The sequence below is a fragment of the Parasaccharibacter sp. TMW2.1890 genome, assembly GCF_023337645.1.
Classification (GTDB): Bacteria; Pseudomonadota; Alphaproteobacteria; order Acetobacterales; family Acetobacteraceae; genus Bombella; species Bombella apis.
Genome location: NZ_NWUV01000001.1, coordinates 72,371 through 91,206 on the forward strand (window position 1 = coordinate 72,371; position 18,836 = coordinate 91,206).

An 18,836-nucleotide genomic window follows, 5' to 3' on the forward strand; every position below is an offset into this window, starting at 1 on the left:
GGCGGGACTGGATTGACGAAAGCGCATGACTGCGCCACCTTACGGCCAGTTCTGGCTGGTTGCGGATGCGTGTTCAGCCAGTGAGACAGGAGTAAGATCGTATGTATGGTGCTGTAACCGGCAAGGCCGTGCTGTTTGCCGTGGTGCTGATCCTGTGTCTGCTTTCTCTGACACGGACCATTTTCCTGATGATGCGGGCCGGTGATGGCAAGCGTATCACCTTCGGTACGCTGGTCCATCTCGTGGTGCCTTTCCTGTTCGCCTATGTTGTCTGGAAGCTGCTCTGGCACTGAGAGCGTCAGGTGATGATGGAAGACGGCCCACCCTTCTGGGGTGGGCCGTTTCCGTATCAGGGCCAGAGGTAGGCTGGATGTGCCTGGCCAGGCAGGAAGCGCATCTGGCGGAGGGGGGCCGTGGCCTGCCAGAAGATCAGTCCATACTGTGTCTGGCTGAACCACCCGGCCTGCCTTGGCAGGGCACTGCCATCCAGTGTGATGGAGACGGCCCCCCGTGTGGCGGAGGCGACCCGTCCGACTGGCGGTGCCGCTGGCGGGCTGCCGGTGGCCTCACCAGACTGGGCTGGTGTTTCGGTGGCGAAGAGCTGCGCTTGGTGCGCTACCAGCAGCCAGAGCAGCGTCCTGCGTCGTGTCATGTCCCGGACAGGGGAACGGCCCGTATTGTTGAGGATCAGTTCTGCCAGCTGGAAGAAGCTTTCCGCCTGCCCGGCACTGACATGCCCGACGAAGGCCGGATAGGCGGCGAGCCAGTCCTGATAGGAAAAGGTAACCTGCCCTGGGGGGGAGGAGTCCGTCATGGTGGCATTGTCTCCCGGTTGGAGGCCCGTGCCGTTGGCTGGAGGGCATAAGGCACGGGCGGGTGGTCAGGCTGTTTTCTGCATGGGGGTGACACCTTCGGCCAGGGTGGTGTTGTCAGCCCCTTCCAGCCCCGTGCGGTCCTTGGCCAGTTCGGCCATGGCATTGTCGGCACGGGCGGGCGTGGTTTCGGCAAAGATGATCTTCCGGGTGATGAGGTCGCTCTGCCTGTTCTGTTCCAGCCAGGCTTTCCAGAAGTTGGTCGGCACAGTGGTCCGTCCTGCCCGCCCGAGCAGGCGGTTTTCCACGGGATGGTAGAGCGGGTCCTGCCGGATGCCATTCAGCAGTATGGAGGACCGGGCCTGTGGCGGAGTCATGACGGGGGCCGTGGCCTGTGTCCGTTCGCTCAGGCTGGAGAGGTCATGCAGGTCGAGCCGGATGCCGGAAGGCAGACGGCAGAGGACGGTGACAGTATCGGCCATGGTTCAGATTCCTGTCATGGTGACGCAGGCCACCGGGTAGAACCAGATGGTTCCCCATGTGCCCTGGGATTTTTTCTGGCGGATGTAGGAGCTGTAGCGTTCGACCGCATGGGCACGCAGCTTCTCGGTAAAGGCGGTGGTGACACTTTCCTGCCCGTCCACCTCCCGCAGGAAGAGCTGCATCTGCGTGACCTTGCTGAGACCACCAGACAGCGTACTGCCGGCTTCCGGCAGGGTCTCGATCTTCAGGTTGGGCAGGTTCTCCCGCAGCAGTTCACGAAGGGAGACACGGAACTGGTTTGTGTACAGCAGGCACTGCTGCCGCTCCGTCGGAATGACGAGGGTCAGGGGGCTTTCCAGCGTGACATTTCCGCCCATCTGTTCGGAAAGCTGCTGGAAGGCCTTGAGAATGTCGGCATAGACCTGCATCGGGTCGGTCATGCTCAGCCAGTCGCTGCTGCCCGTTGCCGCTCCGGAAGGAGCAATCTTCGGGGTGGGCTGGATGGCCGGTGGCAGGGCTGTGTCATTGAGGGCACCACGCAGCTGGAGACCTTCCATTCCGAAGAGGCTGATGCGGTTGCTCGTCTTGTTCAGGATGGAGATGGACGCCTCATTCTTGCGGGAGACCCAGTCCAGCCGTGCCGCCCCCATGCGTTCCGCCTCCCGTTCTCCCCAGCGGGTCCATGTCTGGAAATGGAAGGACTGCCTCTGCACCCAGTTGGCGTTGACGTCACTGTCCCCGGAGCTGTCATAGTCCCCGTAGGAAGCTGTCTGGCCGGAAAGTTCGACAAAGGGGAATTGTGCCGTGTCCGTCAGCCAGTCGCCTTTCTGGCCCTGGCCATAGATGGCCTCGGCCCGGATGGGTGTGATGAGAGCCTTGATGGTGCGAGGGTCGGCATAGGTGGAAAAGATGGACGGAATGCCGGAATTGGGAGCCGTCACGGCGCTGTCGAAGGCCATGGCGTGGTCAAGCACGCCATGAATGCCGAAGTCACGTTTCAGCATGGCGGAAGAAATGGAGTGGGGCATGGTGATACCTTGCTTGTGGTCGGGAGCGGAGAAGGGGCGGGCGGGTTGAAGAGGGGTCAGGCCGTCATGGGGTGCATGGGGCCGGAAATGATGATCGGTTCTCCCGCACTGCCGCCACGGGAGACCGTCCAGCCTGTGGCCACGGTTCCCTGCGGTGTGTTGCCTGCCGGGGCCGTCTGGAGGCTGCCGTCACCTGTGGAGGCATAGACGGCCTGTCCCGCCGTGGCTGCCGTGCTGGCCACGGCCCAGAAGTCTCCGCCCTCAGCAAGGCTGGCCATGAAGCCCTGCGGCAGGGTCATGGTGGCGGACTGGAGATACTGCGTCGTCAGCCCCTGCTGCGAACGGTAGAGGAAGCCCGCCGGTGTGGTGGTGCCGGTGTGGCTCAGGCTCACGCCGTCTTCATGACGCCAGACGAAACGGGCAATGGTCAGCCCGCCCTCTCCGGCGATGAATCCGCCTTCCGGGGCGATGGCCGTGCGGATGGGGTTGGCACTGGCCGGGGCTCCGGGAAAACCCTGCGGCCATGTGTAGGAGACAGTCTGCTGGAAATCGGACATGGATGTGCTTTCTGTAAATCTGGGCAGGGATGGGGTCAGTAACGGCGTGGGGCCGTATACCCGGTGGCGGTTTCATCAGCGGCAGGAGCGTGCGTGATGGGTGGAGTCATGGCCTCCAGACGGGTCTGGACGAGGGCATGAAGACCGGCCTGATTGATGGCGGCGAGACTGTCCGCTGCCATGCCGGACTGCCGGAGGGCATAGCGGTAGACGTCATCGGCACTTTCCATGCCATGAACCTCTCCGACCAGGGGGCGGACAAGGCGGCGTGCCTCCTCCGTGGCCTGGCGCAGGGCGCGGTCGGCGGAAAGGGCCTTCTGGATGGCCTCGTTCAGGGCAGATTCCGCCTCTTCATGGTGGGGTGCCTCGGCGGTGGGCGTGTCGTCTTTCCGTGTCATGGTGGTGGCTGCTTTCCCTGTGGCTGAAGAATCATGGACCAGCACGTCAGGGCCGGCCCGTCCTTTTGTTACGAGAGCAATATGATTTCCCCGGATGTTGACCATGCGTCCGTCATAGGGTTGGCCCTCATGGGTGCCCGGTGTCATGTCCGCCTCATAGGCGTAGCCGCAGGACAGTTCCTTCTGGTCACCGGACTGGATGCGGGTGATGGCAGGACCATCAAAGATGACCATGCCGACCGTCAGGTAGGGGCTTTCGAAGCGGGCATTGTCCATGGTGGAGCCGACCGTCAGCTCCCTTGGGTGGGCATCCGCACTGGTGGGGACGTGTTCCTCCAGAACAGGCAGGGAGTTGAAACTGTCTGCCGCCTTTTCCAGTTCTTTCGGGTCCCGCAGGAGGCGGTAGGACTGGTCCGGGTTCAGGCCCAGCCGGGCATGGTCGGGAATTTCCCGCCCCTGATAGAGGCAGATGTTGGCCTTGCTGATGGGGGTCCGTTCCACACGGAGGCGTCCGTTGTCATCAAAACTGCGGACGGACCCGGTGCGGTCATAGGCGAGAATGGTCATGAGGCCTCGGATGGCTGTGGTTGTGTGGTCTGCTGCCAGAGGGGCTTGAAGGTGATCTCCAGCGCAGGGTCGGTGTCTCCCCAGAGGTTGAGCTGGATCAGGGTGAGCAGGCGGCTCAGCACGGGCCGCATGTGGGCTTCCTGAAAGGCGGCGATTTCATCGTAGAACACCCTGATTTCTCCAGCGGAGGAGGCGTTCAGCCCGTTGGGGGTGATGCCGAAGAGCTTTACGAGCGGTATGCCGGGTATGGAGGCCATGGCTTCCATGGCCTGGGACTGGAGGTCGGCAAGCCCTGTCAGGGGTGTGGCCACGATGGATACATCCTCGTTCTGCCGGTCGGCCACGATGATGTCCTGTCCTTCGGAAATTTTCTGCATGAAGGAGGCCCGCCCCGTGATGGAGGCTGTCGGGTCGGCCTCGTCGCTGGTGCCGGTGGCCATCAGGCCGCCCATGTCGGTCTTCAGGACAAGCCTGGAGAAATTGGTCGTGATGTTGCTGATGCTGTTGCGGGTCCGCAGGAAGTTGTGGACATAGGGGCGCAGCTGCTGTGTCAGGCTCATCCCGCCGAAATTGAATGACGGTTTGAAGAGGTCGGATACGCCATAAGGCACCATGCTGATGAGCCTGTCCCGATGGACAAGGCTACCCTGCACCCACCAGTTGCGGGGCCGGTAATAGTCATCCTGCAGGGGAGAGTCGGCATTGTAGGCGTTGGGCGTGGTCCAGACCGGTTCGATGTTTTTCAGCCCGGCCAGAGTTCCCCTGCGGACCCCGTGGGGGGTAAGGGGCAGCGGGAGTGTCTGCCCATAGGTCGTGCGGGGCGTGTCAGCCATGTTGAGCCAGATGTGGCCGATGCCGTAGAGCAGGCTGTCCAGAATCTGCTGGTGCAGAAGCTCGCGGACATTCAGCCGTTTCATCTCCACATCCAGCGCATGAAGGCGGGCTGCGGGATCCGACGGAAGAGCCGGAGAGGGATGGTCTGGGTTGTGCGTGCTGAGGCTGATCCATTCCCGTGTGGCTTCCCGTGCGATGACATCACAGGGTTTGCGGAACTCCGCCCGCTGGGCCATCTGGGCGAGGGTCGGATACCCCAGAAAACCAAGCCCGTCGGCCATCCATGATGGCTGGGCTGCCGTCTGTCCCATGGCCCAGCAGGCCATGTCCATCATGGCCGTGGGGGCAGAATCCATGCCGGGCTGGTCATGCCCTTCCGGCACGACGCCCGGTGGTGGCCGGTAGGGGGAGAATGGCGTGGCTGTCTCTCTGTCATCGGGTGTAGGGATGGTGTGGGAGGCCCGCCACAGGCGGGTCAGCCAGTGGGGACTTGTCTTCCCGGCCATACTGGTGTGACGTGGAGCGGCGGGTTCCTGCCGGGGGCGTGCGGTTGTTGTGGGCTGTTTTTCAAACAGACGGGTGAGAGAAAAACCGGGCATGGGCAAGGCCTATCTGTAACGGAAAGGAGACGTGTCATGAGATGGATCGACTGGAAGGCATCATCACAGCGTATTGCCGGACGGATGCTTCTGCTGGCCCTTCTGGGTGGGCTGATACTGGGGGGAGCCGTAGGGGGATGGCTGGTCTGGGCGCTGGGTCATCCGTGAGAGCCATGTCCATCAGGTAGGTGGTGCAAACCGTGAGAAATCCGGCAGGGGGGACTGGTTGGTGATGAGGCCATCCAGAGCGTAACGCAGGGCGTCGATGTAATGGTTGTTCGCATCTTCCACCTGCGGGAGGACATCGCCTGTCAGCGGGTCCGACCTGTAACGGTAGAGGCGGAACTCACGGACTGTCTGCTGGCAGCGGGGATGGATGCGGATGGACCGGAAGGAGCGCAGCCTCTCGATGCCATCCTGTACGCTTCCGGGCCATTTTCGGGCGGCACTGATGCGGAAATGATGGCGGGTGCGAAGGTAACTGATCGTTTCCGGCCGGGCACCGTCTGCCCGGATGGGCCAGTGGCGGATGCCCGGTATCCTGTCGAACAGGGCAGGCAGGTGGTCCAGTGGAATGTGGGTGCCGCCTGCCTCATGGTCGATATGGAGGATGTCCTCGTGAATGAAGCAGCGTATGACGGCTGTGGGGTCCCGTGAGAAGCCCCAGTCCACTCCAAAATGGAAGCGGCAGTTGCTGGGGGGTCGGAACTCTTCAACCGTGATGCGGTCGGGGAAGATGAGGGCTTCGTGATGCAGCTGATAGCCTCCCTCCCAGATATGGCCATAGTCCTGTGGTCGCAGATGTTGATCCCGTTTTCGTTCCTGGTCCAGAACATTTGGGAACCACGGATTGTCTGACCAGTTCGCCCGGATCGTGATGAAGGAGGGGTCACCTTCCGTGGCAGGATCACGCATGAAGGCATCCACAGGGTCGGAGGGATGATTGGGATTCCAGCTGAACCAGAGTTCGGAACCGGGCTGGCGGATGGTCGGGCGCAGGAGTTTCAGGGACCTGGCCGAGAGGGACTGCGCTTCCTCCACCCAGGCGATGTTCATTCCTTCCAGGGATTTTATGGTTTCGGCATTGTGGGACTGCATCCCCTGGAAGCGGATGACACCGCCGCCGGGTGTACGGATTTCCCTGTCCAAAACTGTGAAGAGGTGGGACAGGTTCAGGCGTGCGATGGTGTCCCGGAGCAGCTGGTGAACGGAAACAGTCAGGGATTTCTGGATTTCCCGGATGCAGACCGCCCGCAACCCGGGGCGCAGTGTGGCCTGTTCGATCAGCATTCCGGCAAAGAAACAGGACTTCCCGGAACCTCGTCCTCCCCAGATGCCTTTATAGCGGGCAGGCTGTAGAAGGGGCGCAAAGGCCCGGGGTGTCATGATGGTGACCCGGTCTGTTGTCATGAGGCCCCTGCATTTTATTGCGGTGATGTGTCCGGTGGTGTTGTGCCCGGAGCAGCGGGATCAATGATGAGCCGCTGGATGGTGTGTACGGGGCCGCCATCATGCCCGGCATGTTCCATGGTCTGCCGGTCGCCATACCGCTTTGGGGCACGGCGGGCCATGATCCAGCGGAGCATGTCGAACCTCAGCTTGTGGAAATTGACCGTGGCCGCATCAGCTTTTTCTGGCATGGCCCTGATATGGGAGAGGATGGTGCTTTCCAGACTGTCGGCAGACAGTTCCCGTGCCCGGCGATAACGGGGCAGGAGGGCCGGATGTTTCTGGAGCCAACGATAGAAGCTGCGCAGGGTGGGGCGCCGTGCGCCGGAGCAGATGTCATGCAGGGGAGTGCCGAGCATGAGGTCTTCCATCATTTCATCAAAGAGTTTCTGCGAGAAGGAGACAGGCTTTTTGCGGGGCGTGTCATGAGACATGGGTCGCATGAAGGCGGTTGCGGGCATGTCTGCCAGAGAAGAAGGGCAGCCTGTCACTTTCCAGAGCGTTGACCTGCAGTTCCCGGTGTGTCCGGAGGCGGAGCTGGGTGAGGGTGAAGGCGGAGAGACTTGCAGGCTGGGGGGTGACGGCCTGACGCTGCTTGAGGAAGGGAATGGCCCTGACGACCGCATTTTGTTTCAGTCCCAGAATGAGTTCATCCCTCCATGTCAGAGGAATGTCGGCCCTGTGTGTCAGGGCTGGAGCTTCGTGGATCGGGCAGAGAACAAGACTGTTGCCCTCTTCGGCAAGAACGGTGCAGAGGCCGCGTCTGGTCAGAACGATGCGGCCGCGGCCGAGCGGCTGCTCGGCGGGGGAGGAAGGCATGTGAGCCATGGAAGAAAGTCCGTTTTTAATGAATGCAGGTGCCGGGCATGGAAGCCGGATCATGCATGTCCGGCAGGATGGGCCTCGGTGGTGCAGTGGAGGTGGATCATGGCGCATGGGGTCGCACCGCCGGGAAGGGCGGTGGTTTGCGGAATCCATCCTGAAGGGAAAGAAAAGCTGTCTGTCTTGGAACAGCAGTCATGAAAAAAGCCGTACACCCCTCTGGGCGCACGGCTCGTGATGATGTCCTTTTTATAGGCTAAAGCGGGTAAGCTGTCAACAGGAAAAAAGCAATCCGGGTGCCATGGTCAGTTGCGGAGTTCCGCAGCCGTGATCTTCTGGGGTTTGTTCAGGATGATCTCGCCATGCCGGATGATCTTCTCAAGACCTTCAGGGGCCAGATGATAGCGTCTGGACAGGGTCATCATGTCGAGCCCTTTGCGATGTTCCCGGGCAATGGTGACAGCCTGTCTGGCTTTTTCGCGTCTCTGTCCCTGCCAGAAGGCGGCCAGCATTTCCAGTGTGGCGGCGCACTCTTCCGAAGCCTTTTTGCGGGCACTGTCTGGGTGCAGATCGGGATAGAGTTTGGAGCCGAGGGAAGAAAAGGACCAGCCGAGTCCCAGCATGTTTACGAGCAGCTGGTGTCGGGCCCGTCCCGCATGGCGGCGGAAGGCGTTCAGCCGCCCCCAGGCTTTGCCCTGCAATGCATTGAAGGTGAAGACATTCCCCGCCTGTGCGGGGGCGCCGCCATTTTTCATGATGTCGAGATAGCCGTGTTCGGCCAGCATCCAGTCCTTGACCCACTGTTCTGCTTCAGAAATGACATCAGCAGTCAGACGTGAGGAGAGGGCACCAAGAGTGTTGGCACGGCGGCGCCTGCGGCCGATGATTTCATAATCGGGCTTGCGGGTCCGCTCCCGGGTCGGGGTGGTCGTGATGTGCGTGATGCGAGACAAAGGAATTCTCCCGGAAAACTGCGTTATGGTCCGTAATGGGGCATGGCCCCATGACAATCAGGTCATATGGAGAGGATGAAAGCAGTGAGGGTATTTCTTCCTTGGCAGATTGAGTGTCGGAGAGCCTCCTGTAAGGAATTGCTCTGAGGATGCGGGGATATACCCTTAAATGTCAAGAAAAATTAACAGGACCTAAGGTGTCCCCTGTCTGGACATACGCAGGAAAGAGGGATAATCCCCGTACCATGTCTATTGAATCGTTGTTGTCGCATCTGGATTCCCTTCTGGCGGCCCAGGGATTGTCCGACAGGCGGGCCTGTCTGAAAGCCCGTGAGATCAATCCTGCTGTTGGTGTGGATTTTTTGCGGGACATGCGTCGGCGCAAACATCTCCCCCGTACGGACAAACTGGCAGCCCTGGCCCAGGTGCTGGGTGTGCCGGTTGGTCCGCTGGTAGCAGAGATCAGCAGGTCTGAAGAGCAGAAGACAGTCGAACAGCCAGCGCCGTCTCCTAATCTGCCTGTTTCGCAGGTGCAGGTCTGTGGTGAGGTGCAGGCCGGGGTCTGGAAGGAGGCACATGAATGGCCTCTTCCAGACCAGTATGCGATCACCATTCCTTACGATGCAGCCTATCCCGGTCTGAAGCGATACGGGTTGATGGTGAAGGGGCAGTCCATGAACCGTGTGTTTCAGGATGGTTCGGTGGTTATCGTCATCAATTTTTCCGAGCTGGGACGCCGGCCCCGTAATGGGGATTATGTGGTCGCCATGCAACGTTCCAGAGTGTCGGATGGTTTCGAGGCCACCATAAAGGCGGTTCAGGTCAAGGAAAGCGGGCAGATGGTTCTCTGGCCCCAGAGTACCGAGCCGGAGTTTCAGTCACCGATCATCCTGCCTGCACCGGGTGATACGGTCTGCCACAGCGCTGCTGAGAGCCCGGATGTAACCATCCTTGCGCTGGTTGTCGGCAGTTATGTGCCGATGCCAACGGCATCTTTTCAGAGATCGTGAGAGGGGCTGAGGCAGGCATGTCCCATCTGGCGGGGTTGGAAAGGGTGAAAGAGGGTAGGGCTGATGACGCTGCGAGGCGGATCCTGCATGTGGACATGGATGCGTTTTATGCTTCCATCGAGCAGCGGGACAATCCGGCTTTACGTGGCAGGCCAGTGGCTGTGGGGCGTGGGTCGGGTAGAGGTGTCGTGGCCGCTGCCAGTTATGAGGCCCGTGTCTTTGGTGTACGTTCCGCTTTGCCCTCGCACATGGCACTGGAACGTTGCCCGGAGCTGATCTTCGTTCCTCCCCGTTTTGACGTCTATCGTGCTGTCTCGGCTCAGATTCATGCCATTTTCCGGCATTATACGGCGCTCATACAGCCGCTGGCGCTGGATGAGGCCTATCTGGATGTTACGGAACAGTGGCCTCCTTATGGATCTGCTACAGCCGTTGCTGAAGCCATCCGGCGGGATATTCGGCAGCAGACAGGGCTGACGGCCTCAGCGGGGGTATCGTATAACCGTTTTCTGGCCAAACTGGCTTCGGGGCAGCGAAAGCCCGACGGGCTTTTTGTGATTTCCCCCCGGCAGGGCGCTGCTTTCGTGGCGGATCTGCCTGTGGAGAAATTCCATGGTGTGGGGCCGGCGACCACGCGGCGGATGCATGGTCTGGGAATCCACACGGGAGCGGACCTCAGAAAATGGACAGTACCGGAGTTGAGGCAGCATTTTGGCAGTTCAGCCCAGTTCTATCATGATATCGCCAGAGGTCAGGATCATCGCCCGGTAGAGGTCAACCGGCCCAGGAAGTCATTGGGAACGGAGACAACCTTTCCGCATGACGTGGCTGAATGGGACAGGCTGGCAGCGACGTTGAAAGCGATTGTCAGCAAACTGGCTGCTGGCTGTGCGCAGAAGCGCCTTGCCGGACGGACCGTTACGCTCAAGTTGCGCTATGCCGGATTTCATACGGTAACCCGGGCTCGCTCAATGGCTTTCCCTGCCGCCGATGAGTGCGTATTGCTGCCAGTGGCTCTGGAAATTCTGCGCAGTTTCTTTCCGCTGGACCGGCCAGTGCGACTGCTGGGACTGACCATTTCCTCGCTGGTGTCGTATGAGGACCGTTCCCTGCCGGTACAGATGGGTCTGTTTGAGCAGACTGTCTGATCTCCCGGGAGTGCATGGAGAATGGCTTGCCTGATCTTTCGGGAAGAGCGAGGATGAATGAACCGGCGGCACTGGCTGGTGGTCAGTGCCGTGTCGCCCAGAATCAGGGAGGGAACATGAGTGATTTTCCCAAGGATGCTGCATCCTGTGTACAGCTGAATGATGGTCATGCCATGCCGTGGATCGGGCTTGGTGTCTGGGAAACACCGCCTGATGAAACAGCTGATGTTGTCAGAACAGCCATAGAGCTGGGCTACAGGGCCGTGGATACGGCCCGGCTGTATCGCAATGAGGCGGGAGTTGGCGAGGGGCTGAAAGGGCACCCCGCCATGTTTGTCACAACCAAGGTCTGGAATGACGAGCAGGGTTATGATTCGACCCTGAAAGCTTTTGATGAGAGTGCCCGTCTGCTGCAGCGTGATGTGGTGGATCTCTACCTCATTCATTGGGCAATGCCGCAGCAGGGACTGTATGTGGAGACGTGGAAGGCTCTGATCGACCTGCAGAAACAGGGGCGTGTCCGGTCTATCGGCGTGTCCAATTTTGAGAAAGATCACCTCCAGCGAATCATGGATGAGACAGGTGTTGTGCCTGCCGTCAATCAGATCGAGATTCATCCTTTCTTCCAGCAGGAGGAGTTGCGGGCTTTTCATAAAAGCGTGGGAATTCAGACCGAAGCGTGGCGTCCTCTGGGCAAGGGGACTGTACTGAACAACGAGCTGATCGGTGATATTGCCAGACGCCACGGCAAAAGCCCGGCACAGGTGATTCTGCGCTGGCACCTCCAGAATGGGGTGATCGTGATTCCCAAATCAGTTCATCGGGAGCGCATGGCAGAGAATCTGGACCTGTTCGATTTTGTCCTGCCCGAGCAGGAGATGGCGGCGATCGCCACGCTCCATAGGGCGGATGGCCGCATGGGAGAGAATCCGGCGAATCCGGTATTCGGCTGACATGGAAAAGGCGCATCCTGTTTGTGGGATGCGCCTTTTCCTGTTTCCGGGGATGCTCGGGCGTGTCAGATATCGAGAAGATTGACCGACTGGGCCTGCTCCTGAATGAACTGGAAGCGCAGCTCAGGCTTGCGGCCCATGAGGCTCTCGATCCGTCTGCGGGTCATCAGGTTGTCTTCTGTCGGGACGGTTACACGCAGGAGTGTGCGGCGTGCAGGGGACATGGTGGTTTCCTTGAGGTCGGAAACCGGCATTTCCCCCAGCCCTTTGAAGCGTGAAATTTCAACTTTGGCATTGGGCTTGAAGTCCGTCTTCAACCTGCGGTCACGGTCGAGATCGTTCATGGCGTAGACGGTCTTGCTGCCATGAGTGAGCCGGTAGAGTGGTGGCTGCGCCAGGTAGAGGTGCCCCTGCCGGACGAGGTCCGGCATCTCCCGGAAGAAGAAGGTCATCAGCAGGGAGGCGATATGGGCGCCATCCACGTCAGCATCTGTCATGATGATGATGCGGCCATAGCGCAGTTTTTCAAGGTCGAGAGTCTTGCCAAAGCCACACCCAAGTGCCTCGATCAGGTCTTTCAGCTCCGTATTGGCCAGCAGTTTTTCCTGTGTGGCAGAGGCGACATTGAGTATCTTGCCCCGCAGGGGCAGAACGGCCTGTGTTTCCCTGTCACGGGCCTGACGGGCAGACCCCCCGGCTGATTCGCCTTCCACGAGAAAGATTTCCGTCTCATGGGCATTGCTGCGGGAGCAGTCTGTCAGCTTGCCGGGCAGACGCAGGCGCTTTGTCGCCGTTTTGCGGGTTGTTTCACGGGCTTCACGGCGGCGCAGGCGTTCTTCTGCCCGTTCGACCATATAGCTGACCAGACTGTCAGCCTGCTGGGGATTGCCCCCCAGCCAGTGGTCGATCCGGTCCCGCAGGGCACCTTCCACGAGGCGACTGGCCTCCTGTGTGGTCAGCCTGTCTTTTGTCTGTCCCTGGAATTGTGGGTTGCGGATGAAGACGGACAGACGGGCATTGATGGTGCCCAGCACATCTTCCGCCGTGATGGTGCTGGAACGGCGAATCTTGCGCTGGTCCCCCCAGTTGCGGAAGCCTTTGACGAGTGCCGCTCGCAGGCCGTTCTCATGGGTGCCACCCTGTGGTGTGGGGATGGTGTTGCAGTAGGAAATGAGAGCGCTGTTTCCTTGGTCGAGAAAGGCAACAGCCCACTCGACACGCCCACCGGGTTGGCCATCGGCAGCCACAGGCAGCTCAGCCTCACCAGCCCAGAGGGGGGTAAGCAGGGCAGGTGAGGGACCAAGATCAGCCGTCAGGGCATCTTCCAGACCATTTGGATAGGCGATGACAGCTTCGGCTGGTGGAGCATTGTCCCCCTTCAGAAGTTCCGGGGCACAGGACCATGTGATGCTGACCCCCCGGAACAGCGCTGCCTTGATCTGGCACTGGCGGTACAGGCGGGCCGGGGAGAAATGCAGGGGGCCGAAAATGTCACTGTCCGGGGTGAAACGCACCATCGTGCCACGCTGGATGGCAGGTTTTGTGCTTTCCAGCGTACTGGTTGGCAGACCACGGGAGAAAGTCTGTCGCCATCCCTTGCGGTTGCGGTAGACCTCGACTTCCAGATGGGAGGCCAGTGCGTTGACGACAGAGCTGCCCACACCATGCAGACCGCCTGATGTGGCATAGGATTTGCCAGAGAATTTCCCCCCCGCATGGAGCGTGGTGAAAATGACCTCAAGGGCTGATTTTTTCGGGAAGCGGGGATGGGGGTCAGTCGGAATCCCACGGCCATTGTCACGGACCATCAGGGTGTGGGCGTCTTCCAGACAGACCTCAATGGTCGTGGCATGACCCGCCACGGCTTCATCCATGGCGTTGTCAATGATTTCGGAAGCAAGATGGTGGTAGGCCGCATCGTCCGTACCCCCGATATACATGCCAGGGCGACGGCGTACGGGCTCCAGCCCTTCAAGGACCTCAATGGCCCCGGCATCATACTGTTCAGCTGGCTGTACATGGGAGGGGGCAGGTGTGGAACCCTGCTCGAACATATCGGCCATCCTGTGATCCTGTCTGTCGGGGCGTGGGGAGGGGCGGGAGGTCAGCCCCGGCGCCTGCGGCGGCTCGTGGCCCGGTGGGGAGGCTGGGGTGCCGTGCAGCTTTCGTAGGAAGAAGGCTGAACAATATCCTTGGCCTCGGCATAATGGGCGAGGTCGCTGTTCGAATCGTCCAGCGCCTCGATCTCGTCATACATCGGCACACGTTGGGCACAGAAGGCCGTACCGGACTTCAGCCCCCCCAAGGACTGCACATCCGCCAGCTGGGTGATGTAATCATCATGTTTTTTCTGCGCCTGGCGGCCAAATGTCCGGTGGAAATAGGAATCCAGCCGTCTTTCCGATTCTGTCAGGATGGGGCGGAAGCGTGTGATGAACTGGTTGTAACGGTCCTGCGTCTGGCAGGAGAGAGCCGTCACCATGAGTTCCGATTTCAGACCAGCCAGATTGAAGGCTGAATGGTCTTCTGCCGAAGAGTGGCAGGCTGCTGCCCATGAGGCAGGGGCAATGGCAAAAAAAGCCGCAGTGGCAAGGGCCAGTCCAGTCCTGGAGAAGGACAGGCCGTAGGACAGAAGAGACATATGAAAACTCCCGCTGACAGGTTCTCTGCCTATATCATGGTCATTTGGGAAAGTCTGCCCTGAGACGGGCAATTCTTTGGTGGATATGGCCGTGTAATGATGAAGGAAACGTTAAACATAACTGACAGAGAAAGAAATATGGAAGACCTCATTCTCATGATGGTGCTGAAAGCGTATCGTGCGTTCTGAAAACTGGCGGATTGCGGGCAGGGGCCTGGATGCGCCTTTTTTATCTGTTTTTAGTTTTCTCTGGAGTGGACTGTGCAGCAGAGCAGTTTTCTAGTGCGGGCAGGGGTTGTCGGTGCAACTCTTCTGGCCCTTGGCGGGTGTGTCGGCCAGCAGTCAAGGGGGCCGAGTGGCATCGAGATTCCTCCCAATCCTTTTGCCAACGAGAAGCGGGCTGCTCATTGTGAGGTATCGCCTGTGCAGACAGACGCCACGGGCCGCATGAGTGTGAGCATGACGGTCAGCGCTGGTGATGGCGGTACCTGCCCGTTTTCCATCAGCAAAGGGGGGGGAGGCAGTTACGTGTCTTTTGGTGTGGTTCCTCCGCCGGAGAATGGCAGGGCCTTTCTGTATAATTATGATAATCGCACATATGTGGAATACACCCCTGCGGCGGATTACAAGGGGGCTGACGGCTTCACCGTGGAGTTGATTCCTGCCCATGCACAGCCACGCCGTCAGCTTCAGGTCCGTGTGCAGGTCGAGCCGGCTGTCGTTGCGGCTGCCCCTGCCCCTTCTGCGGAACCGGACAAGAAGATGGCCGAATCAACTGAGAAAAAGACGCCTCAGGCTGTCCATCATGCGACCTCCCGAACGGTGCACCATGCCGTCAGCAGGCACGCTCCGGCAGCCAAGACGAAGTAACAGGGCGTAGAGACCTGTCAGAAAAAACAGGCCGGACACACTGAATACGTGTCCGGCCTGTTTTTTGAGAGGGCACATCAGGATGTCTGACCGGCAGGCGAAGGCCGGTCAGACTCTGAAGTACCTGTTTATTGGAAGTCGATTTCCACCCGGCGGTTCTGCGGTTCTGCCGTACCGGGGCGGGTGGAGACCAGTGGCTTCGAATCACCAAAACCGTGAACCTCGATGACGCCAGCCGGTACGCCATCGCGGATCAGCTCTGCCTTGATGGTCTGCGCACGGCGGAGAGACAGGGCCATGTTGTAGGCCTCAGCCTTCCGGCTGCCAGGACGGACAGCCGAAGAATCGGCATGGCCATTGACCTGGATCCGGGTGAACTGGGCTGATGTGGAGTTGCGGGCAGCTGTTTCCACGATGGCCCGCGCCCGGTCGGACAGGTTGGCACGATCCCAGTCGAAGAACACCAGATAGGTGCGGACGGGGGCAGGTGCCGGGGTGGAGAGGGTGGGGGCCTGTGTCGGTGGCGGCGGAGCCGGGTTGAACTCATAGCGCAGCCCGAGCATCAGGGAATGGTTGAAATCTGTCCGGCTGCCACGCTTGCCGCTGACGGGTCCACTGTCGGGGGCAGCGATGTTGTAGGATGCTGTCGTGAAGTGCCTGTGGCGGCCCGTGATGGTGTAGAAGCGATATTCCATTGTGGTGGAAAGGCCAACAACCCATGGCACGGGCAGTGAAACACCAAAGATGCCCTGATAGGCAAAGCCGCCTGCGCTGTCACGGGTCCGCTGCCTGTAGCCCCTGTCTGCGCCTGTCCCCTGGATTCTGGTGTTCGTGAACTGGCTTCCATAACCGATACCAGCCCCGAAATAGGGGTAGATCCAGTTCTGGCCGATATCCATGTCAAACAGGGCATTGGCCATGCCCCCGTATTTCTGCTGGTGACCATGGGCTGTGCTGCTGAAGCCGGGGGAATGGAACCGGGAAAGGCGGTTGTTGCGGTAGTTGCCCTCCACTTCCACACGGAAACCGTTCCCCAGTCCCCAGCCGATGCTGCCCAGCCCGGTGATGCCTGTCGCAAAGTCGTCCCGACCATGCGCAAAGAGCTTCGTGTGGGGATTGACGGTCTGGGACTGGTTGAAGCTCGCCCCCGCTGCCCCGCCGACATAGAGGCCACGGACAGGCTGCGCCCGGGCCGCACCAAACGCCATGACTGACAGGCAGGCGGCACAGGCGCTGCGGGCCAGCAGTGATGTAATGGAGGGGCGTGCGGTCATGTAATTACTCTCCAGCCAGACAGGTGGCTACCCTTTTCACTGAAAGTGACAGTAAACGCAATGGATTGCCGGGACATACCTGTGCCGTTTGCGTCTGAATCGGGAAAAGATGTGTCCTATGTGTTACAGGTGGATGAGGCGTCGGTCGGCCCCCGGGGAACATGGGGCTGGTCAGTCTTCATGGCTGAAGCGGCGTGTGGTGATGTCATGTTCCAGCGGGTGGGTGCTGTCTAGGACATCAACCTCCATGATCCAGAGGTCAGGGTCGTACCGTTTCTGCCGTTCCAGATAGGCATTGGCCTGCATCATGGCACTTTCCGTGTCGCTGTCCTCAAAGGTCTGGCGCAGCCATGTCGCACCCTGTTCCCGTAATATGGCGATGCGTCCATCCCGGCCATTCAGCATGATGAAGACACTGCCAGCATCTTCGTCACCTTTACGGACCAGAACGGCCATCAGGCCATTCTGGTTGAGGTGCCTGAGGGTGGCACGGACCCAGAATCCGGTTTTCAGGCCATGGAACATGAGTCTGGTCTCCCTGCCAGATGGTGCATAGTCGTCATGGGGTGGTGTTGGCCGCCGGGTGAATTGCCGTGTTGTCCGGCAGATGCAGGAGGGCAGCACGATAGGTGTGGGGGATGATGAAAAGTGCCAGAGCGGCGGAGATGTCGGTCGGGCTGGCAGCGGCAGGGGGGCAGACTTGTCGCAGGGCACGCCGTGCCGCCTCCGGGCTGTCTGTGCTGATGAGGCGGGACTGGCGCAGGGCATCGGTCATGAGGGACTGGTCAGCACGAAGCGCTGCCAGCTGGTCCTGGAGGGAAAACTGTCCCTGGGGGCTTGTGCAGAGCTGGGGCAGGACCCCAAGGTCCTGCAGGGCCCAGCCTTGGGGAGCGGTGATGTGTGCCCATGTCAGGGACAGGTGCCCCCCGTTGGGCAGGGTGGAAGAAATCTGGACCATGCCTTTGCCAAAGGTGCTGCTGCCGGTCACAACGGCCCTTTGCTGGTCGGCCAGCGCTGCTGCCAGAACTTCGGCTGCACTGCCCGTATCCTGGTCAACCAGCAGGGCCAGCGGGGTATTGTTGGTCAGATCCCCGCCCTGGATGCTCCAGACGTGATTGGCCTCCGCCGCCCGTCCTTCGGTCGTGGCGATCACGCCGTGGTCGAGGAAGAGCGCCGCCGTCATGACCGCCTGTTGCAGGATTCCTCCATGGTTCCCGCGCAGGTCCAGCACGAGGCCGGGCAGGGTGGGTGCTGGTGGGGTCCGGCCGTCTGGAGGGTGGGGCAGACTGCTATTTGGGGGTGTTTCTGGCAGGAGCGTGGAAAGATACTGGCTGACTTCTTCGGCCGTCCGGCTGGAAAAATGGGTGACCCGTAGGATGGGGAACCGCCCGGCCTGTTCAGGGAAGACACTTTCTTCTGCCATGCGCCCACGGGTGAAATTCCTGATGAGATGATGTCCGTCCTTGGTGCGGAATTCCAGCTCCACCGTACTGCCAGCAGGGCCAGTCAGCATGGCCTGGAGGGCGGGCAGGGCCATCTGGCGTGTGCTCTGGTGGTCGAGGCTGGTCAGGCTGTCTCCCGGTATGATTCCGGCATCCCATAGAGGGCTGTCGAGGTTGAGGGCCGCCACGACAGGGAAATGGGCTCGTGTCCGGCGGAGGGTCAGCCCGACGCTTGCTGCGGGTTTGGGTGGGGGCTGGGCAGGGGTGACGGCATCAGACTGGCTGGGCGGCGGTGGAGGAGACTGATAGCGGGAATAGGGGTCCAGCCTGGCCAGAAGGCCATTGAGAAAACGGCTCAGCAGGGTTTCATCATTCATGAGCTGGTAGGATGGCACATCACGTCGCAGGAGCGTGATGAGCTGGAGGCTCAGATGGCTCCAGCCGGTCACGTCGTCCTTGCCGGGTGTCCGGACAGACAGCAGAGGGTGCCTGTCATGGAGCAGGCTCATGTGAGCCGGGCTGAACATGGTTCCGGGCTGGACGGCGAGGGTGAAGCTGGATGATGGCGCCTGCCCATGGTCCGGCTGTTGTAAAGGCTGGGGGACTTCCAGCAGGGCCTGCATCCCCCAGAGGCAGAGTTCCTGCGGTGTGTGCGGGGTCAGCGTCCGGGGAAGCATGAATGTAAGGGCGGTTGATAATGTCAGCTCTGCCAGCCGGTCTTCATCCGTGAATTCCGGGAGAGCCGGAGCGGTGGGGACGGGGGTGGGTCGGGAGGAGCTGCCTGTCCCTGCGGGTTGGGATGTTGTGGTGGCGATGGATCCGACCGGGGTGGAGGAGGGTGCTCCAGGGCGGCCGGCAAAATGGTGGAGCAGCCGGCTCCAGAAAGGATGGGCCTGAACAGGCTGGGCGATGGCAGAGCCGACTGTCAGCACGCCGGACAGGGCAACCCCGGTGAAGGCTGTGCAGACGGGACGCAGGAGGCGAACTGGCATCATG

The 18,836-nt window shown here is 60.5% G+C and carries 21 protein-coding genes; 6 read left to right on the forward strand and 15 right to left on the reverse strand.

Going from position 1 to position 18,836, the window contains the following annotated elements; all coding sequences use genetic code 11:
• Nucleotides 1-101: 101 nt before the first annotated feature.
• Complete coding sequence (locus CPA54_RS00370) at nt 102-293, forward strand: hypothetical protein (protein ID WP_043562128.1); 192 nt, start codon at nt 102-104, stop codon at nt 291-293.
• Between the two features lie 56 nt (nt 294-349).
• Here the strand turns inward: CPA54_RS00370 and CPA54_RS00375 are convergent, their stop codons facing one another.
• From CPA54_RS00375 to CPA54_RS00400, 6 genes are all read right to left on the reverse strand, one after another.
• A complete protein-coding gene (locus tag CPA54_RS00375; protein WP_248630321.1) occupies nt 350-814 on the reverse strand; it encodes a DUF4054 domain-containing protein in 465 nt (154 codons plus the stop codon).
• 66 nt (nt 815-880) lie between these two features.
• Entirely contained in the window at nt 881-1,294 is a 414-nt protein-coding gene (locus tag CPA54_RS00380) for a hypothetical protein (RefSeq protein ID WP_181005249.1), read from the reverse strand.
• Between the two features lie 3 nt (nt 1,295-1,297).
• Nucleotides 1,298-2,323, reverse strand: coding sequence for a hypothetical protein (locus tag CPA54_RS00385; protein ID WP_052349250.1), 1,026 nt, complete (start codon nt 2,321-2,323; stop codon nt 1,298-1,300).
• A gap of 56 nt (nt 2,324-2,379) precedes the next feature.
• Nucleotides 2,380-2,880 (reverse strand): hypothetical protein, encoded by a 501-nt coding sequence (locus CPA54_RS00390; protein ID WP_249085349.1) that lies wholly within the window; start codon nt 2,878-2,880, stop codon nt 2,380-2,382.
• 35 nt (nt 2,881-2,915) lie between these two features.
• Nucleotides 2,916-3,845 (reverse strand): DUF2213 domain-containing protein, encoded by a 930-nt coding sequence (locus CPA54_RS00395; protein ID WP_052349251.1) that lies wholly within the window; start codon nt 3,843-3,845, stop codon nt 2,916-2,918.
• A complete protein-coding gene (locus CPA54_RS00400) occupies nt 3,842-5,278 on the reverse strand; it encodes a DUF1073 domain-containing protein (RefSeq protein WP_154980962.1) in 1,437 nt (478 codons plus the stop codon). Before CPA54_RS00400 ends, CPA54_RS00395 begins: the two co-directional genes overlap by 4 nt.
• A 36-nt stretch (nt 5,279-5,314) precedes the next feature.
• Here CPA54_RS00400 and CPA54_RS09155 point away from each other — a divergent pair, with 36 nt between their 5' ends.
• Nucleotides 5,315-5,446: a hypothetical protein gene (locus tag CPA54_RS09155; RefSeq protein WP_256462226.1), complete on the forward strand. Its 132-nt coding sequence runs from the start codon at nt 5,315-5,317 to the stop codon at nt 5,444-5,446.
• Between the two features lie 12 nt (nt 5,447-5,458).
• On the opposite strand, the gene CPA54_RS00405 is transcribed toward CPA54_RS09155, so the two are convergent.
• The 4 genes from CPA54_RS00405 to CPA54_RS00420 form a co-directional block, all read right to left on the reverse strand.
• Nucleotides 5,459-6,688 (reverse strand): PBSX family phage terminase large subunit, encoded by a 1,230-nt coding sequence (locus CPA54_RS00405; RefSeq protein ID WP_081562625.1) that lies wholly within the window; start codon nt 6,686-6,688, stop codon nt 5,459-5,461.
• Nucleotides 6,689-6,702: 14 nt separating this feature from the next.
• Nucleotides 6,703-7,161 (reverse strand): hypothetical protein, encoded by a 459-nt coding sequence (locus CPA54_RS00410; protein ID WP_249085350.1) that lies wholly within the window; start codon nt 7,159-7,161, stop codon nt 6,703-6,705.
• Nucleotides 7,151-7,555, reverse strand: a complete 405-nt coding sequence (locus CPA54_RS00415; RefSeq protein WP_043561037.1) for a hypothetical protein — start codon at nt 7,553-7,555, stop codon at nt 7,151-7,153. The genes CPA54_RS00410 and CPA54_RS00415 overlap by 11 nt, the downstream gene beginning before the upstream one ends.
• 299 nt (nt 7,556-7,854) lie before the next feature.
• Nucleotides 7,855-8,502 carry a hypothetical protein gene (locus CPA54_RS00420; RefSeq protein WP_043561032.1) on the reverse strand — a complete coding sequence of 216 codons (648 nt, stop codon included), beginning with the start codon at nt 8,500-8,502 and terminating at the stop codon, nt 7,855-7,857.
• Between the two features lie 245 nt (nt 8,503-8,747).
• Between CPA54_RS00420 and CPA54_RS00425 the strand changes: the two genes are divergently transcribed.
• From CPA54_RS00425 to CPA54_RS00435, 3 genes are all read left to right on the forward strand, one after another.
• On the forward strand, nt 8,748-9,512 hold the full coding sequence (locus CPA54_RS00425) for a LexA family transcriptional regulator (RefSeq protein WP_249085351.1): 765 nt from the start codon (nt 8,748-8,750) through the stop codon (nt 9,510-9,512).
• A 17-nt stretch (nt 9,513-9,529) separates the two neighbouring features.
• Nucleotides 9,530-10,660 (forward strand): DNA polymerase IV, encoded by a 1,131-nt coding sequence (dinB, locus tag CPA54_RS00430; protein ID WP_249085352.1) that lies wholly within the window; start codon nt 9,530-9,532, stop codon nt 10,658-10,660.
• Between the two features lie 116 nt (nt 10,661-10,776).
• Entirely contained in the window at nt 10,777-11,613 is an 837-nt protein-coding gene (locus CPA54_RS00435; RefSeq protein WP_043561701.1) for an aldo/keto reductase, read from the forward strand.
• A gap of 65 nt (nt 11,614-11,678) precedes the next feature.
• Here the strand turns inward: CPA54_RS00435 and CPA54_RS00440 are convergent, their stop codons facing one another.
• On the reverse strand, nt 11,679-13,676 hold the full coding sequence (locus CPA54_RS00440) for a type IIA DNA topoisomerase subunit B (protein ID WP_408902131.1): 1,998 nt from the start codon (nt 13,674-13,676) through the stop codon (nt 11,679-11,681).
• Between the two features lie 41 nt (nt 13,677-13,717).
• The gene (locus CPA54_RS00445) at nt 13,718-14,254 is read right to left on the reverse strand and encodes a hypothetical protein (RefSeq protein ID WP_081562618.1); all 537 of its coding nucleotides are present in this window, start codon (nt 14,252-14,254) and stop codon (nt 13,718-13,720) included.
• 261 nt (nt 14,255-14,515) lie between these two features.
• On the opposite strand from CPA54_RS00445, the gene CPA54_RS00450 reads away from it, so the two are divergent.
• Nucleotides 14,516-15,124: a hypothetical protein gene (locus CPA54_RS00450; protein WP_249085353.1), complete on the forward strand. Its 609-nt coding sequence runs from the start codon at nt 14,516-14,518 to the stop codon at nt 15,122-15,124.
• A gap of 128 nt (nt 15,125-15,252) precedes the next feature.
• Here the strand turns inward: CPA54_RS00450 and CPA54_RS00455 are convergent, their stop codons facing one another.
• The 3 genes from CPA54_RS00455 to CPA54_RS00465 all read right to left on the reverse strand — a co-directional run bounded on the left by CPA54_RS00455 (nt 15,253) and on the right by CPA54_RS00465 (nt 18,835).
• Nucleotides 15,253-16,398 carry an OmpA family protein gene (locus tag CPA54_RS00455; RefSeq protein WP_043561026.1) on the reverse strand — a complete coding sequence of 382 codons (1,146 nt, stop codon included), beginning with the start codon at nt 16,396-16,398 and terminating at the stop codon, nt 15,253-15,255.
• A gap of 171 nt (nt 16,399-16,569) precedes the next feature.
• Nucleotides 16,570-16,923: a DUF1491 family protein gene (locus CPA54_RS00460; protein WP_154980966.1), complete on the reverse strand. Its 354-nt coding sequence runs from the start codon at nt 16,921-16,923 to the stop codon at nt 16,570-16,572.
• Between the two features lie 34 nt (nt 16,924-16,957).
• The gene (locus CPA54_RS00465; RefSeq protein ID WP_249085354.1) at nt 16,958-18,835 is read right to left on the reverse strand and encodes a S41 family peptidase; all 1,878 of its coding nucleotides are present in this window, start codon (nt 18,833-18,835) and stop codon (nt 16,958-16,960) included.
• Nucleotide 18,836: the final 1 nt, after the last annotated feature.